Source organism: Cognatundibacterium griseum, assembly GCF_014284195.1.
In the GTDB taxonomy this organism is placed as follows: Bacteria; Pseudomonadota; Gammaproteobacteria; order Burkholderiales; family Burkholderiaceae_D; genus Undibacterium; species Undibacterium griseum.
Genome location: NZ_JACOGC010000001.1, coordinates 27,253 through 43,189, shown reverse-complemented (window position 1 = coordinate 43,189; position 15,937 = coordinate 27,253). Strand labels below are relative to the sequence as shown.

The following is a 15,937-nucleotide window of genomic DNA, read 5'->3' as shown; positions in this document are numbered from 1 at the left end:
AGCGTCAGGCGGGCAGCGGCAGGGTCAGCTGCACTTCCAGCCCGCCTTCCGGCAGATTGTGCAGTTGCAGGCGGCCACCGTGCTGTTGCACGATATTCTGTGCAATCGTCAGTCCCAGTCCGGTACCGCCGGATTCACGCGAACGCGACGTCTCAATCCGGAAGAAAGGTTCAAAAACCTTACTCTGCAATTCTTGCGGAATGCCGTTGCCGCCGTCGCGGATAAAGATGTCCAGCACATCGTTGCCAGCGGCTTTGCCTTTGGTGAGGCTGACTCTGGCGTAATGCCCGTATTTGACGGCATTGTCGATCAGGTTGGTCAGGCAGCGCCGCAGCGCCTGCGGTTTGGCCAGGACGGTGATTCCGGGCTTACCTTCGAAAGTGACATTCTGCCCAGCTTCGCCAGCGTCGCTGCAGACGCTGTCCAGCAGCGAATCAATGTCGACCGGACGTAAGCCTTCGCTGCTTTCGATGCTGCGCGCCAGATCGAGCCCTTCCCGGATCATCAGCTGCATGCCGGACAAATCGTTAATCAGCTTTTCGCGCAACTCGGAATCATTCACCTTTTCCAGCCGCAGCCGCAGCCGTGTCAGCGGCGTCTGCAAATCATGCGTGATGGCTGCCAGCATATGGGTGCGCTGAGAAATGTGGTTGCGGATGCGCGCCTGCATGGCGTTGAAAGCCCGGGTCGCCTGCACGATTTCGGAAGCGCCGGTTTCCGGCAGCGGAGGCCGGTTGATGTCCTGGCCAAGTGCAGTGGCCGCTTCCGCCATTTTCTGCAAAGGACGCATGGTCATGCGGGCGATGATCAGCGCCAGGATCGCAATAAAGACCAGAAACAGCAGGAAATACTGCACAAAATCATCGCGTAAGGGCGGCGCCGGGGTGCGCGGCGGCATGACGGTCAGGCGCAGGATGGTGCCGTCATGCAGGGTGATGCTCAATGCTTCGCAGGGAAGACGGACAATATTTGGATTATGCTGCTGCGGCGGCGAGGGCGGGCAGAGTGACGGGTCGGCCGGCAGGGAATGAACCTTGAATGTCCGCCCCAGCTTTTCGCTGACGGCTTTCGCATAGTCGGAATGTGGCGGCGTGTCTGTTGCATGTTCCGGCAGGGTCGTGACTTTCAGGCCAAGCCGCGGTGCGGTTTCCAGGAAGCTTTCGCGGTTTGCGGTCGGCAACGCATCCAGTGCCCGCACCAGTTGCTCGACCCGTTCAATCGAATGGGACTCGCGGTATTGCATCAGCGTCTTTTCACGTTCGCCAAACGCCAGGAATACGGTCAGTGCTGCCGACAGCAATACGCCGACCAGCAACGCCGCCAGTACCCTGGCCCACATGGATGGCAGAATCCTCATCCGGTTTTATCCGTTTTTTTCCGCAGTGACTGTCACTGCCAGCACATAGCCGCCGTTGCGCACGGTTTTGATAATCTGCGGCGAACGGGCATCTTCACGCAGTTTCTGGCGCAGGCGGCTGATCTGAATATCAATGGAGCGGTCAAACGGATCGGCATCGCGGCCATGTGTCATATTCAGCAGCTGATCCCGGTTCAGAATCCGGTTCGGATGCTCCAGGAAAATATTCAGCATCCGGTATTCGGCACCGGACAGCGACACGATCATCCCGTCGGGCGCGACCAGATGCCGTGCCGTCATGTCCAGCGTCCAGCCGGCGAATTTCAGTTTTTGCAGATGATCAGCGTTGAGTGTGATCTGGTTACTCTGGGTCCGCCGCAGCACGCTGCGGATGCGGGCCAGTAATTCACGGGGTTCAAACGGTTTCGGCAGATAATCATCGGCCCCCATTTCCAGTCCGAGAATCCGGTCCAGCGGCTCGCTGCGCGCGGTCAGCATGATGACCGGCATATTGGACTTGCTGCGCAGATTCCGGCACAGGGTCAGCCCATCGTCGCCGGGCAGGTTCAGATCCAGCACCACCAGCTCAAACTGGTGTTCCTGCAATGCCGCCCACATGGCATTGCCGTCGGCTGCCATGATCGCCGTGTAGCCGTTGTGATCCAGATATTCCGCCAGCAGACTGCGGATTTCACGGTCATCATCAACAATCAGTATTTTGTTTGTAGTATCCATGCTTTTCATTATGAACCTTGTTTCCAGGGGAAAAAATGGGGTGTTTGTATCGTCTTGTTATGATAAACCCGGAGCGACACAGTGCGACACATCCGGATCACTGCCAGTCTGGCATTGTTACACAGGGATACAAAGCACGGAAAAATTGATATTTACAGGATACAAGAGCCATGCAGAATGGCATCGTTGCCTGGTGCAGTGAGCAGAAATTCTGTGGCAGGCATTGATTTCCGGGGCTACACACAGCCTTTGCCAGTGAGAAAATAGAACCGGGATTTTACGCATTAACAGAGAGAAAATCATGAATCACTTCAAACAGCGCTTATTGGCAATCGTGATTGCTGCCGGTTGCAGCATCAGTGCAGGAGTTATGGCTCAGTCGGCACCGGACCCCCGTCCGCCGCGTCCGCCGGCGGGAGAGCCGGGGAAAACACCGGAACAGATGCGTGAAATGATGAAAGAGCGTCTGGCAAAGCATCAGGCAGAATTGCACGACAGCCTGAAAATCACTGCGGCCCAGGAACCTGCCTGGAAGACATTTACGCAGTCGATGACGCCAAAGACCATGCCGGTACCGGAAGACCCGAAGGTGATGGAAAAAATGACGACGCCGCAACGCATGGAAAAATCACTCGAAAGAATGAAAGAGCATCAGGCGCAGATGCAGGACCGTCTGGCCGCCGTGAAAACTTTCTATGCCGTATTGACGCCAGAACAGCAGAAAGCGTTTGACGAAGCGCATCAGCGCATGCGCAAGGATGCACAGCAGAATATGGCAAAGCAGATGCAGAAAAAAGACCAGATGCCCGGCATGATGGACAAGCCGCCGATGGATAAACCCGACACCCCGCATCATTGAACTGACACCGGTTCTCTTCACTTTCAGGGCGCTTAAACAGCGCCCTTTTTTTCGTCTCCTGCGGATGACCGGTGTGCCTGTATCCATGCCGTCAGCGCCTCTTCCGGCATCGGATGGGCAATGAAAAACCCCTGGCCCTGCTCGCAGCCCATGCGTAACAGCGTGTCCCAGTGATGACGGGTTTCTATACCTTCGGCGATGACCTGCAGACCCAGTTTCTGACCCAGCTGCTGAATCAGTTCGGCGATTTTCGGCCCGTCCGGGGTGTCGATCTGCCGCACAAAAGCGCGGTCAATTTTCAGCTTGTTGGCGGGCAGTTTGTCGAGGTAACTCAGCGACGAAAATCCGGTGCCGAAATCGTCAATCGCAATATGCACTCCCATTTGCCGCAGCGTATGCAGGCGCTGCGCAAATACCTTTGAACCTTCCATCGTGACCGATTCGGTCATTTCCAGTTCCAGCTGGTGCGGCGATAATCCACTGTCTTCCAGTGCCTGGCGCACATAGTCGATGAAGTCATCCTGACGGAACTGAACAACGGAAACATTCACCGCCATGGTATCCGGCGCGATACCCATCTGCTGCAGACGCCGCATGGTGAAGCAGGCGGTACGCATGACCCAGGCTCCGAGGCTTACGATCAGGCCGGAATATTCTGCCAGCGGAATAAACTCATTCGGCGGTATCAGCGCGCCATCGTCGGTGCGCCAGCGTATCAGCGCTTCCAGTCCGGTCAGCCTGCCGCTGCGCAGATCGAGCTGCGGCTGATACATCAGGAACAAACGTTTTGCATCAAATGCCTTGTGCAGATGCTGCATCAGCGTTGCACGTTCCCGGATCTCGATTCCCATTTGACGGGTGAACAGCGTGCAGCTGCCGCGCTGCGTTGTCTTGCTGCGTTTGAGCGCAATGCTGGCATCTTTCAGGGCTTCTGCGCCATCGCCTTCATAGCCGTCGAGCGCCACCATTCCGACCGACGACGAAACGGCATGGGTCGTTTCTTCAAAGCTGAACGGGGTGGCGAACAATGCTTTCAGTGTTTCCGGTAGCAGTTGCTGTTCTTCGCCGAGCAGGCCAAACACGTCGCCTGAAATACGCGCCAGAAAAATATTCTGTCCCAGTTGCTGACGCAGGCGGTCTGCCACTGCTTTCAAAAGCAGATCACCGTAGTGATGACCGAGCACGTCGTTCATTTCAGCGAAATCATCAATATCAATCAGTGCCAGCATCTGATGCCGGTATTGTGCGGTGATGCGGTTGTTGATTTCTTCAATGAATTTGACGCGGTTCGGCAGATCCAGTAACTGATCGTGAAAGGCATGATTCTTGAGCCGGTTCACCAGATTCAGGTTATCCAGGCAGACACCGATATTGGAGCAGAATATCTCCAGCAGATTTTGATTGATTTCTGTAAGGGCATAAGGCAGATCAATATAGGCGGCCAGCGGGCGTTTGTTCCGGCCGGAAAAATACAGGGTCATGCTGTATTCCGTGAACAGCGGTTCGTGCCGTGTGAGCACGTATTGCAAGGCATCGCGGATACCGGAATGTGCAATTTCGCTAATGCTGCAATTCATCAGATGGCTGTATTGTCCGGCGGAAGCGACCACATTGAACTGCTGGATCCGGTTTTCTTCTTCCGGCTCTCCCTGTGCGCATAACAGGCCTTCCGGCGGAACGCCGCACAGCGCCGCGATCTGGGTAATGACGCCGGCAGCAAAGGCCTGGATGCCGTGATCAAAGGTCAATGTTGCGCTGGATTCGATGATCTGTTGCAGGCCACGCCGGCTGGCATCGATCATCCGGATCTGCTCGTACGAACGGATGGCTGCGGTCAGCGAAGTCAGCAATTTTTTACGGGTCAGCTCGCTTTTGGTCTTGTAATCGTTGATGTCGTAGTCGCGGATGGCATCTTCTTCGGGAGCATAACCGGGCTGGCCGGTACGTAAAATAATCCGGGTGTCGCGCCATTTCAGTTCATCTCGGATGTAGCTGACCAGCTCCAGTCCGGCATGCTCGGTTTCCATGACGACATCGAGCAGAATCACGGCAATATCAGATTCAGTGGAAAAGACGCGGCGGGTTTCTTCTTTGGAGTAGGTATGAATGAATTTCAGCGGGCGTTGCAGGATGTGTGAAAACTGCAGTGCAAAGCAGGTGGTTTTGTGGACGTCTTCATCGTCATCGACGATGGCGATTTTCCAGCAGCGCTCTTGCTGTTGCGGTGCATGCGCGTCGGTGTCTTCCTCAATGAACAGCGCCTCATCATTGTCATCAGACATGCCGCCTCCGGTTGGATGATCCTGCAGGGGAACCGCGTTGGAGTATAACCCAGACTGTCAGCGTGTTCCAGCCTAGGAAAAACGTCGTGCGGCGTCCATGCCCAGGCCGCTGCCAATGCTGCCGAACAGATCGCCTTCCACCTGGCGGGCGTGAGGAATCACGCTGGCGATCTGCTGGCGCAGACCACACACTCCGCTGGAGCCGCCGGTGAAAAAGATCGTGTCAATCTGTTCCGGAGCGACACCGGCCTGCAGTATGACCTGGGTGACGGCTGCGGCAATGCTCTGGCTCAGATGGGCAATCGCTGATTCCAGCCCGGCCTGATCCAGTGCCAGCATGCAGGCGGGCGCCGGCGTTTTGCTGCGCAGCCGTTCCAGCGGCAGCAGGATATCGGGCTGACTCGACAGCAGAATTTTGGCCTCTTCGGATTTGATTGCCAGCCAGTGGCCGTCACGGTCTTCTACCAGATGCAGCAGGCGTTCAAACCGCTGCCGCAATCCCGGATTCTGGATGTCACGATAGACTTCCTGCAGTTCGCGCCATACTTTTTGCGTGTAAGCCAGATTAATGGTGTGCCAGGTGGCCAGATTGAAGTAATAGCTGGACGGGACATCCACGCCGGTAGACAGTTGTCCGCCCATGCCCAAAAGCGGCATGACGTGTGCGAGGCTCAGGTATTTGTCAAAATCAGTTCCGCCGATATGAACCCCGCCATTACCCAGAATATCGTCACGCCGGTCAGTCAGATGGGCTCTTTGCGGCGACAGGCGTACTAGTGAAAAATCCGATGTGCCGCCGCCGATATCGGCAACCAGCACCAGTTCTTCGCGCTCAATCCGTGATTCATAATCAAATGCAGCAGCAATCGGTTCAAACTGAAAATGAATTTCCCGGAAACCCACGGACTGCGCAATTTCCTGCAGGGTGTCCTGTGCCTGCCGGTCAGCCTGCGGGTTGTCATCGACAAAAAAGACCGGACGCCCGAATACAGCCTGCGAAAAGGAACGGCCAGCCGACTGTTCGGCGCGGCGTTTCAGCTCGCCGATAAACCGTGACAGCAATTCACGGAACGGCAGAGCCTTGCCACCCACTTCAGTCTGGCCATCAATCAGGCTGGTACCGAGCAGGCTTTTCATCGACCGCATCAGCCGCCCTTCATAGCCTGCCAGATAATCGGCCAGTGCTGCGCGGCCATAGCTGGTCTGGTGATCTTCCGCATTAAAAAAAACCACCGACGGCAGCGTCAGCTTATCCTGCTCCAGCGCCAGCAACCCGGTGTGTCCGGCGTGCTGCCAGCCGACGGTTGAATTTGAGGTGCCAAAATCTACTCCACAAGCCTGTGACATGAAACTTCCTGATAGCGAATACGCCTCTCGGTGCAAGAGGGCATGACGGTTAACGGTGGCGGCGGAATCCGGGGTGCGCTTGGCGCTTGTTATGACTGACGCGCTGCGTTCCGCGCCGGTTCCGCTTCCGGAGTCGCTTTATCGCCGCAGCGCACGACCAGCAATTGATCAATCCGGTAATGATCGATATCGACAACCTCAAATTTGTAATCGCCGACCATCACAAAATCAGTGCGTTTCGGGATTTTTTTGAGCATCGTCATCATAAAGCCCGCAATGGTCTCATAGCTGCCCTGTTCCGGCAAGGCATCGATTTCCAGCGCCCGGCACACATCCTCAATCGTGGTGGCGCCGTCTATCAGCCAGGAGTCCGCATCGCGCCGGACGATCTGATCTTCAAGGAAAGGATGCACCAGATTGCCCATCAGCGTGCTGAGGACATCGTTGAGCGTGATCACGCCGACCACCAGCGCATATTCATTGAGGATGACGGCAAAGTCTTCCCGCGTGCCTTTGAATTGTTCCAGCATTTCGGACAAGGTCAGCGAATCGGGCACCGCCAGCGCGGTGCGGATGGATAATTCCTGCACTTTGGAAAAAGCCTGATTGGTCAGAACCCGTTTCAGGATGTCTTTGGATTCCACGTAACCGACGACGTGATCAATGTGGCCATCGCAAACCAGAAATTTGGTGTGCGGATGATCGGCAATTTTCTGCCGGATCGTGACATCGCTGTCTTGCAGGGTGAAGTAGACGATGCTGTCGCGCTGTGACATGGCGCTCGGCACGGTGCGGCTTTCGAGTTCAAACACATTGCCGATCATGTGATGTTCCCGTGCCTGCAGGATGCCGGCTTCCGCACCGGCATCCACCATCGCATAGATTTCGTCGGAAGTGATCTGCTCATCGCGTTCGGTCGGCAGATGCAGGGCGCGGGACAGCAGCTCCGACAGACCGTTAAACAGCCAGACCAGCGGCTTGAACAGACGCACGCACCATTGCATCGGGGTGACGACCAGCATCGCCACCTTTTCCGGCGCAATCATCGCGAGTTTTTTCGGCATCAGATCTGCAAACAGAATGAACAGCGAGGTCACAAACAGAAAAGAGCCGAGAAAGCCGGCGCTGTCTATCCATGCGTCGTTGCCGAACAGCGAATGCAGCACGCCGGCGAAATACGGGGTCAATGCCTGTTCACCCAGAATACCGCCGAGAATCGCGACGGCATTCAGGCCGATTTGCACAACGGTAAAAAAATGCCCCGGGTCCTGCTGCAGTTCGAGCACCCGCGCTGCGCGGCTTTCTCCTTCGGCCTCCAGCACCTGTAGCTTGACTTTACGCGCGGCTGCCAGCGAGATTTCTGCCATCGAGAAAAAAGCGCTGCAGGCAACCAGAATGGCAATCACCAGAAAGTGATCAAACAGAGCCATGTTCACTCCTCAGTTCGTCAGATGTCATGATCATATACCATGAAGGCATCCGCAAAATGACAGGAGCGCTGTTGTCTTGCCGGATTCGGCAGGCAATAAAAAGGCGGACACTTTGTGTCCGCCTGTTGGGGAAAGCTGGCTATGCCGGTGATGGCTTACAGATGCTTCTGGGTGGCGATCATGTGTTCATAATCGGTTTCATCATCCTGTGCGACCTGATTCAGACCGTCGCTGAGCTTGCGCATATCCACATCGTTGCCCCATTTCGCCACGATGATGGTGGCGACGCCGTTACCGACCAGGTTGGTCAGCGCACGGGCTTCTGACATGAAACGGTCGATTCCCAGGATCAGGGCCAGGCCGGCAACCGGAATGCCGCCAACCGCGGACAGTGTCGCTGCCAGCACGATGAAGCCGCTGCCGGTGATGCCTGCCGCCCCTTTGGAGGTCAGCAGCAGCACGGCCAAGAGGGTGATCTGCTGCATCAGGCTCATCGGGGTATCGGTTGCCTGCGCAATGAACACCGCAGCCATGGTCAGATAAATCGAGGTGCCGTCGAGGTTGAACGAATAACCGGTCGGGATCACCAGACCTACCACGGATTTTTTCACGCCCAGCTTTTCCAGTTTGGCCATGATGCCCGGCAATGCAGATTCGGACGAGGATGTGCCGAGCACGATCAGTAATTCTTCCTTGATGTATTTCACAAATTTCCAGACGCTGAAGCCGTGAAATCTGGCGATCACACCCAGCACGACAAAGATGAAAATCAGGCAGGTCAGGTAAAACGTCATCATCAGATAACCCAGAGAGAGCAGGGAGCTGACGCCGAATTTACCGATGGTGAATGCCATCGCGCCGAATGCGCCGATCGGGGCGGCTTTCATGATGTAGCCGACGATCACGAACAGGACGTGGGAGAATTTTTCAACAAAATCAAAAATCAGCGTGCCGCGCCCGCCGAAACGGTGCAGGGCAAAGCCGAAAAATACAGCGATCAGCAGAACCTGCAGGATTTCACCCTTGGCAAACGCGTCCAGGAAAGTGCTGGGGATGATCGACATCAGGAAGTCTGTCACGGTCTGCATTTTGCCCGGGCCGGTATAGGCGGCGATGCCTTTGGTGTCGAGACTGTGAACATCGATATGCATACCGCCGCCAGGTTGCAGCACATTGACGATCACGAGACCCACGATCAGTGCCAGGGTACTGACAACTTCAAAATACAGCAGTGCCATGCCGCCGGTTTTACCGACTTTTTTCATGTCTTCCATGCCCGCGATGCCAACCACGACGGTACAGAAGATGATCGGGGCAATCATCATTTTGATGAGCTTGATGAAGCCATCGCCCAGCGGTTTCATGGCAGCGCCGGTTTCGGGATAAAAATGACCGAGCAGAACGCCGATCACGATGGCAGAGATCACCTGAAAATACAGGGATTTATAAATAGGTTGCGAACGCATACTGAGTCTCCGGTGTGAGTGACCATGTCACAGATCGGGACGCAGATATGTGACAGCCCTACGGATATATTTCCGTGGATGGGCGCATTATCGAAAATGCTTCAGACAGCGGCAATTGTGGCTTTCCACACGTTAAGCAAATTGTTGTTAGATTGTTGTTATTCAGGCGGCGGCAGACTGGGTGGCGTCTCTGGCTTCCAGAATGATTTTGCCCAGTGTGCGCAGGGCGGAGTCGAGCCCGTCAGAATAACGGGTGCCGCAATTCAATCGTAAAAAATGGTTAAAACGATTTGAATTGGAATACAACAGGCCGGGCGAGATCAGGATGTCTTTTTGCAACGCAGCCTCAAAAACGGCTTTCGATGAGACTTGCTCCGGCATTTCGACCCATACCGAGACGCCGCCATCCGGCACCGTCAGACGGGTTCCTTCCGGGAAATAGGTGGCAATCGCTTCGGCCATCTGCTCTCTTTGCGCGCTCAGGGTGGCGCGCAGTTTGCGCAGGTGCCGGTCGTAATTGCTCGATTGCATAAAGGTGGCGACAATCAGTTGCGAGAGTTCTTCGTTATAGCGGGTCTGTGCATACTTGAACATATTGACCCGCGCCTGCCAGCGCCCCGCCAGCATCCAGCCGATCCGCAGGCCGGGCGCCAGCACTTTGTGCAGGGAAGCGCAATAAATCACATTGCCGGTATGGTCCCAGTGTTTTGCCGCGGTCGGGATGCGGTCGCTGCTGGCAAGCGCGCTGTACGAGTCATCCTCAATCAGCGGAATCTGCCGGGCTTCGCACAGCCTGACCAGTTTTTGCTTGTGGTCGTCCGGCATGATGCTGCCGAGCGGATTCTGCAGATGCGGCACCACCACCACGGCCTTGATATTGTCATAGGTCTGCATGGCCAGCTCCAGCGCTTCCAGCGAGATGCCGGTACTGGGGCTGGTCGGGATTTCCAGCGCTTTCATGCCCAGGCTTTCCAGTACCTGCAGCAAACCGTAAAACGTCGGCGATTCAACGGCGATGATGTCCCCGGCATGGGCAACGGCGCGCAGCGCCAGGTTCAGCGCTTCAATGCAGCCATGCGTGATAGTGATTTCCTCGGCGGAGGTGCTGATTCCGGCATCCAGTGACCGTTTTGCCAGCGTTGCCTTTAATTCGCGGTTGCCGCCGGGCGAAATGGCCTTGGTCAGCAGGTAAGGATGCTGGCGCAGCAGGCTGCTGGCCAGCTGGCGCAATTGCTGGTGCGGATACAGTTCCGGCGCACCGGTTGCGCGCGCCAGGTTGATCCGCACTGGCCGCTGACCCTGCGCGATGATGGCGGATACCCGTTCGTGGATGCCGACGAACTGCGCCGGATCGATCATGGTGGCTGGTCGCGGCTCGGACGCCGGCGCCAGCCGGATGCGGCGCGGCTGGCGCACGAAATAGCCGGAACGTGGACGCGCCTCCAGCCAGCCCTCTGCTTCCAGATAGCGGCACATCTGCAAGGCAGTCGACAGACTGACGGCATGATTCTGCATCAGTTTGCGTACCGACGGCATGCGGTCGCCGGTGGCCAGCGTTCCGGCACGGATGGCGCTCAGATAATAATCGGCAAGCTGGCGGTAGAGGGGCGTGGTGTGCATGAACAGATGATCCATCCTTGAGCGCGGGCGACAAAGATACAGTTTCAGTAAATTTTGATAATAACAGCTTTAAAAAAAATACTGTGATGCGATACAGATAGTGCTTTTCTGTCCCTGTTATGCAAGGCAGTCTCTGTTTACGCTGTGGTTTTCCATGCAACGGGCGTATTTGCGCCAGTTGTCCAACGCAGCAGACAGGAGTCATCATGCATATCACGACGTTACGGGCGCAGCAGACGGTACATTTCTATGCCAGCAAAGGCAGCCGCCTTCATTTAAGTACAGGTCAGGTGACAGTGAGCGAAAGCCGTGATTTGGAGAGGCTCCGCTTTGATGTGGCGCTACCGCTGCAAGACGGGGGGATTTATACGGTTCCCCGTTCTGGCTGGCTGTTGCTGACGGCCTGCCGCTCAAGTGAATTGCTATATGAAGCACCGCCGGCAGAACAGGGGGCGCTGATACGCCTGGGTGCCGCGTGGCTGTCGCGGCTGCGCATGCAATGGCGGATGCTCAGTCGAAAAATTCTTTCATCATGAATGCTTCCAGCTCGGCGCTGTCCTGTGGCCGCGCTGACAGGGTGATCACGCGGCCAAGGCGGCGTGATTCCCAGCTGAAATCACCCTGATAATGGGTGCGTATCAGTTCAATCATGCGCCGGACAATGGCGAGCTCGACATTACCACCCAGACCGGCATCGACTTCAATGACCTGCTTCCAGCTGCTATTGGAGTTTGGCCGCCAGCCGCGGAAGGAAAAACTGCCCATGCGCGTGCTTTTGCTGAGAATCTGGAATACACCGCCAGTGCCTTCCCTGCCGGCGGCACGCTGCATGCTGTGCCGCACATTCGCCTCGGCCACTTCCTGCGGCGTCATGCCGCGTCCGGTCTGGTTGGCGGCCTGATCCTGATTCGCTTCTTCCTGCGCCCGCCGGCGTTCGCGGGCAGCATTGAGCATGCTCATCATGTCTTGTGCCGGCGGTGTTTCAACAATCGGTGCTGGCGGCGTCACCGTGGTCTGGGCGGTGACGACAGGGGCTGTCTGTTGCGGGGTCGGCGGGGTGATCGATTTTTTGGTGTGCGGGATTACCGGCGGCTTCGGTGCGGATTTTTTGGGTTCCGGCTGCGTCATTTTGGCGATGGCCGTTTTATCCAGAATCAGCACCATTGGCGCTTGCGAGGCGGCATCGTCACCCTGTTTCTGCTTCTTGAGCGGATGCATATTGAGCAGAAAATACAGCAGCAGCGCATGAATCAGCAAAACAACCACTATTCCGGTGATGCTGGCAGGGCGGAACCGGATGTGCAGATGAATTTCACCGGGTTCTGTCACCTCATTGCCGGGTGCTTCGATACTCAACTTCATGGATAGTGGTCAGGAATGCCTGTATGACGAGTTCGCAAGGATAACCGAATCTCAGTCGGTCACTGTAACAAAGATTGAAGATTTTCCATTGCCTGGCCGATCAAACTGGACTCCCTTTTAAAAAAATGTAACAAGACTTAACGTAAAAACAGACTGGAAAGCTGACCTTGCCTCTGATGTCGCTGTTTTCTTTCAAAATTCTTTCGAAACCTCACAAGATTCAGTGTACATTTTTACAAATGCATATAGGTAATTTTCTCAAACTGATCTAAGCTAAGCCCAAGTCTGACTCCTGCTGCCGAACGGCAGTGCTGCTGATTGGGTATCGAAAGAAGGGAAGAGTTCCATGCTGGATGAGAATAATGATGTGAAGTCGGCAACGCTCGCCGAGACGATGCCGGTCGCAGAGGGTTTTTCTGCCAGAATACCTGCCGCGCTGGCCGCCAGTGCTGCTTTGCTGAGCGCTTGCGGCGGAGGCGGAGGAGGTTCGCAGAGTCCGGTTCCTCCCGACAATACCCCGCCGGCGAATACCGGCGGAGGCGCGATTTCTGCCCAACAGGCGTCACGTTTTCTGGCGCAGGTTTCGATGGGCGCCACTCACGACCAGATTACGCGGGTGCAGACCTTAGGGTATGCCGGCTGGATTGATGAGCAGATGGCGCTGCCTGTGTCCATGAGCTGCTGGGACTGGCTGATGGCAAAAGGGTATAACGCAGCGACGAACATTAATACCGAAAACGGTTTTGATTCGGCGATCTGGCGCAAGCTGATCTATTCAACAGATACCCTGCGCCAGCGCGTCACGCTGGCTTTATCGGAAATTTTCGTCGTCAGCATCGATGGTCTGGTCGGTGCCGGTTGGCGCGCTTTTTCTGCTGCCAGCTACGTGGATTTGCTGGCAGCCAACTGTTTCGGCAATTATCGCAACCTGCTGGAGGCGATCTCTACCAGCGCCGCGATGGGGCAATACCTGACATTCCGCGGTAATGTGAAATACGATCCGAAAACCGGCGCTTTGCCGGATGAAAACTATGCACGTGAAATCATGCAGCTGTTTTCCATCGGACTGCTGAAACTGAATGCCGACGGGACGCCTGCGCTGGCCAATGGCGTGCCGCAGGAAACTTACAGCCTCAATGATATTACCGGGCTGGCCAGAGTTTTTACCGGCTGGGATTTTGACCTGACGGTCAGCAAAACGGATACACCGGATTTCTTGCGCCGTCCGATGATTCAGATTGCGGCCCGTCATGAAACCGGCGCTTCGACTTTTCTCGGCAGCACCGTACCTGCAGGTCTGACGGGTGAGCAAAGTCTGAAAGCGGCGCTGGATATTATTTTTGCGCATCCGAATGTTGCACCGTTTATCAGCCGCCAACTGATCCAGCGTCTGGTGACCAGCAATCCTTCTCCGGCTTACGTGCAGCGTATCAGCGCGGTGTTTCTGAATGACGGCAAAGGTGTCAGGGGCTCTCTCGGCGCAGTGATCAAAGCAATTTTGCTCGATGATGAAGCACGAAATACGTCAATTGCCAGCAGTCCGCAGTTTGGCAAATTGCGTGAACCGGTGTTGCGTTTTGCAAACTGGGCCAGAGCGTACAACGTCAGTTCTGCCAGCGACCTGTGGAATATCGGTAATACCAGCGATACGGCCGGCCGGTTGGGGCAGAGTCCTTTGCGCTCACCTTCGGTATTCAATTTTTTCCGGCCCGGTTATGTGCCGCCGAATACATCGATCGCTGCTGCGACACTGGTTGCACCGGAATTTCAGATCACGAATGAATCGACGGTAGTGGGTTATGTGAATTTCATGCAACGTATCGTGAGTCTGGGAAATGCTGATCTGGTGCCGGACTACAGCAGTTTGCTGCCGCTGGCGGAAAATGAGCGGGCACTGTTGAATGAAATCAATCTAGTGCTGGCAGCAGGCCAGCTTAGCGATGCAACTTTGTCCCAGCTGAGCACAGCGATCAGCAGCATGCCGGTGGGAACCGATGCGAAACGTTACAACCGAATCTACGCAGCCCTGACGCTGGTGCTGGCGTCTCCGGAATTTATCGTTCAGAAGTGAGAAAACTATGCACAATCCAGGTTCGATGAATGCTTCCCGCCGTGCTTTCCTGCAACGTGCTTCTGCTTTGTCCGTCGCCGGCATCGCCACGCCCTGGGCGGTGAATCTGGCGGCCATGTCGGAGGCTGCAGCGGCTACGGCCAGCGATTACAAGGCGATGGTCTGCGTGTTTCTGTATGGCGGCAATGACTACGGCAACACGCTGATTCCTTATGATACCAGCGGCTATAACGCTTACTACCAGCTGCGTCCCACGCTGGGTTACAGCCGTGATGCGGTGACAGCGACCGCATTGACCGCTTTGTCTGATCCGGCCGATAGTGCCGGATTTCGCCACCAATATGCGCTGGCGCCGAATCTGGCGCCGCTGGTGCCGCTGTTTCAGTCCGGGAAAATGGGGGTCGTGCTGAATGTTGGTACATTGGTGCAGCCGACCAGCAAGCTGCAATACACGAATAAAAGCGTGCCGTTGCCGCCTAAACTGTTTTCGCATAACGACCAGCAATCGGTCTGGCAATCCAGTTCGCCGGAAGGTGCCCGGACCGGCTGGGGCGGGCGCATTGGTGACCTGTTTCAGGCGGGGAATACCCATTCGACATTTACCTGCGTCAATGTATCCGGCAATGCAGTGTATTTGTCTGGTAATACCGCGGTGCAATACCAGGTATCAACCAATGGTTCGGTGCCTTTTAGCGGGCTGCAGGCGCCTTTGTTCGGATCTTCTGCCTGTTCGGCGGCCCTGCAGACGCTGGTTACGCAAAGCCGCACGCATTTGTTTGAAAACGAATATAACCGCATCAGCCAGCGGGCGATTGATGCCAATGCCGTACTGTCCGGTGCACTGGCGGCAGCACCTGCCCTGCAGACGGCTTTTCCTGCTAAAAATGGATTGGCGGATCAGCTCAAACTGGTTGCGCGCATGATTTCCGTCGCCGGGACGCTGGGTGCAAAGCGGCAGGTATTTTTCGTTTCTATCGGTGGTTTTGATACGCACGATGGTTTGCTGACCGTGCATCCGAATCTGATGAAAACGCTGGGCGATGCTTTATCGTCTTTTTATCAGGCGACTGTTGAGCTGGGTGTGGCGAATCAGGTGACGACATTCACGGCCTCCGATTTTGGCCGCACCCTGAGTGGAAATAATGACGGCTCCGATCACGGCTGGGGCAGCATGCATTTTGTGCTGGGTGGCGCAGTGAACGGCCAGCGTTATTTCGGCACGCCGCCGGTTATTGCCTCGAATGGCCCGGATGATGTGGGACAGGGAAGATTGCTGCCGACTACTTCGGTCGATCAGTATGCCGCGACGCTGGGAAAATGGTTTGGCGTGTCGGACAGCGACCTGCTGATGCTGTTGCCGAATCTGGTGAATTACAACGCCAGCAGCCGCAATCTGGGTTTTGTCTGA

The 15,937-nt window shown here is 55.9% G+C and carries 12 protein-coding genes; 4 read left to right on the top strand and 8 right to left on the bottom strand.

All coding sequences use genetic code 11. The features are described 5' to 3' along the window. Positions 1–4 precede the first annotated feature (4 nt). Positions 5–1,357 carry an ATP-binding protein gene (locus tag H8K27_RS00165; protein WP_230418771.1) on the bottom strand — a complete coding sequence of 451 codons (1,353 nt, stop codon included), beginning with the start codon at positions 1,355–1,357 and terminating at the stop codon, positions 5–7. Between the two features lie 6 nt (positions 1,358–1,363). Next, positions 1,364–2,092 carry a response regulator gene (locus H8K27_RS00160; protein ID WP_186861231.1) on the bottom strand — a complete coding sequence of 243 codons (729 nt, stop codon included), beginning with the start codon at positions 2,090–2,092 and terminating at the stop codon, positions 1,364–1,366. 301 nt (positions 2,093–2,393) lie between these two features. Between H8K27_RS00160 and H8K27_RS00155 the strand changes: the two genes are divergently transcribed. Continuing rightward, positions 2,394–2,951, top strand: a complete 558-nt coding sequence (locus H8K27_RS00155; protein WP_186861230.1) for a Spy/CpxP family protein refolding chaperone — start codon at positions 2,394–2,396, stop codon at positions 2,949–2,951. A 32-nt stretch (positions 2,952–2,983) separates the two neighbouring features. Here H8K27_RS00155 and H8K27_RS00150 read toward each other — a convergent pair whose 3' ends face one another. The 5 genes from H8K27_RS00150 to H8K27_RS00130 form a co-directional block, all read right to left on the bottom strand. After that, complete coding sequence (locus H8K27_RS00150) at positions 2,984–5,233, bottom strand: bifunctional diguanylate cyclase/phosphodiesterase (RefSeq protein WP_186861229.1); 2,250 nt, start codon at positions 5,231–5,233, stop codon at positions 2,984–2,986. Between the two features lie 72 nt (positions 5,234–5,305). Beyond that, a complete protein-coding gene (locus tag H8K27_RS00145; protein WP_186861228.1) occupies positions 5,306–6,580 on the bottom strand; it encodes an Hsp70 family protein in 1,275 nt (424 codons plus the stop codon). 89 nt (positions 6,581–6,669) lie between these two features. Beyond that, complete coding sequence (paeA, locus tag H8K27_RS00140; RefSeq protein WP_222610556.1) at positions 6,670–8,010, bottom strand: polyamine export protein PaeA; 1,341 nt, start codon at positions 8,008–8,010, stop codon at positions 6,670–6,672. A gap of 155 nt (positions 8,011–8,165) precedes the next feature. Continuing rightward, a complete protein-coding gene (locus H8K27_RS00135) occupies positions 8,166–9,476 on the bottom strand; it encodes a dicarboxylate/amino acid:cation symporter (RefSeq protein ID WP_186861227.1) in 1,311 nt (436 codons plus the stop codon). Between the two features lie 162 nt (positions 9,477–9,638). Continuing rightward, a complete protein-coding gene (locus H8K27_RS00130; RefSeq protein ID WP_186861226.1) occupies positions 9,639–11,096 on the bottom strand; it encodes an aminotransferase-like domain-containing protein in 1,458 nt (485 codons plus the stop codon). Positions 11,097–11,302: 206 nt separating this feature from the next. Between H8K27_RS00130 and H8K27_RS00125 the strand changes: the two genes are divergently transcribed. Further along, positions 11,303–11,632, top strand: a complete 330-nt coding sequence (locus tag H8K27_RS00125; protein ID WP_186861225.1) for a hypothetical protein — start codon at positions 11,303–11,305, stop codon at positions 11,630–11,632. Here H8K27_RS00125 and H8K27_RS16405 read toward each other — a convergent pair. Beyond that, the gene (locus tag H8K27_RS16405; protein WP_186861224.1) at positions 11,607–12,458 is read right to left on the bottom strand and encodes a hypothetical protein; all 852 of its coding nucleotides are present in this window, start codon (positions 12,456–12,458) and stop codon (positions 11,607–11,609) included. The two genes, H8K27_RS00125 and H8K27_RS16405, sit on opposite strands and share 26 nt — an antisense overlap. A 346-nt stretch (positions 12,459–12,804) precedes the next feature. Here H8K27_RS16405 and H8K27_RS00115 point away from each other — a divergent pair, with 346 nt between their 5' ends. Continuing rightward, a complete protein-coding gene (locus H8K27_RS00115; RefSeq protein WP_230418762.1) occupies positions 12,805–14,529 on the top strand; it encodes a DUF1800 domain-containing protein in 1,725 nt (574 codons plus the stop codon). Between the two features lie 7 nt (positions 14,530–14,536). After that, a complete protein-coding gene (locus tag H8K27_RS00110; RefSeq protein WP_230418760.1) occupies positions 14,537–15,937 on the top strand; it encodes a DUF1501 domain-containing protein in 1,401 nt (466 codons plus the stop codon).

Bases quoted from the DNA above. Each gene is read 5' to 3' on its own strand.
- H8K27_RS00155 (WP_186861230.1), top strand. From the start codon at position 2,394: ATGAATCACTTCAAACAGCGCTTATTGGCAATCGTGATTGCTGCCGGT.
- H8K27_RS00160 (WP_186861231.1), bottom strand. From the start codon at position 2,092: ATGGATACTACAAACAAAATACTGATTGTTGATGATGACCGTGAAATC.
- H8K27_RS00145 (WP_186861228.1), bottom strand. From the start codon at position 6,580: ATGTCACAGGCTTGTGGAGTAGATTTTGGCACCTCAAATTCAACCGTC.
- H8K27_RS00165 (WP_230418771.1), bottom strand. From the start codon at position 1,357: ATGAGGATTCTGCCATCCATGTGGGCCAGGGTACTGGCGGCGTTGCTG.
- H8K27_RS00150 (WP_186861229.1), bottom strand. From the start codon at position 5,233: ATGTCTGATGACAATGATGAGGCGCTGTTCATTGAGGAAGACACCGAC.
- H8K27_RS00130 (WP_186861226.1), bottom strand. From the start codon at position 11,096: ATGCACACCACGCCCCTCTACCGCCAGCTTGCCGATTATTATCTGAGC.
- H8K27_RS00135 (WP_186861227.1), bottom strand. From the start codon at position 9,476: ATGCGTTCGCAACCTATTTATAAATCCCTGTATTTTCAGGTGATCTCT.
- H8K27_RS00110 (WP_230418760.1), top strand. From the start codon at position 14,537: ATGCACAATCCAGGTTCGATGAATGCTTCCCGCCGTGCTTTCCTGCAA.
- paeA (WP_222610556.1), bottom strand. From the start codon at position 8,010: ATGGCTCTGTTTGATCACTTTCTGGTGATTGCCATTCTGGTTGCCTGC.
- H8K27_RS00125 (WP_186861225.1), top strand. From the start codon at position 11,303: ATGCATATCACGACGTTACGGGCGCAGCAGACGGTACATTTCTATGCC.
- H8K27_RS16405 (WP_186861224.1), bottom strand. From the start codon at position 12,458: ATGAAGTTGAGTATCGAAGCACCCGGCAATGAGGTGACAGAACCCGGT.
- H8K27_RS00115 (WP_230418762.1), top strand. From the start codon at position 12,805: ATGCTGGATGAGAATAATGATGTGAAGTCGGCAACGCTCGCCGAGACG.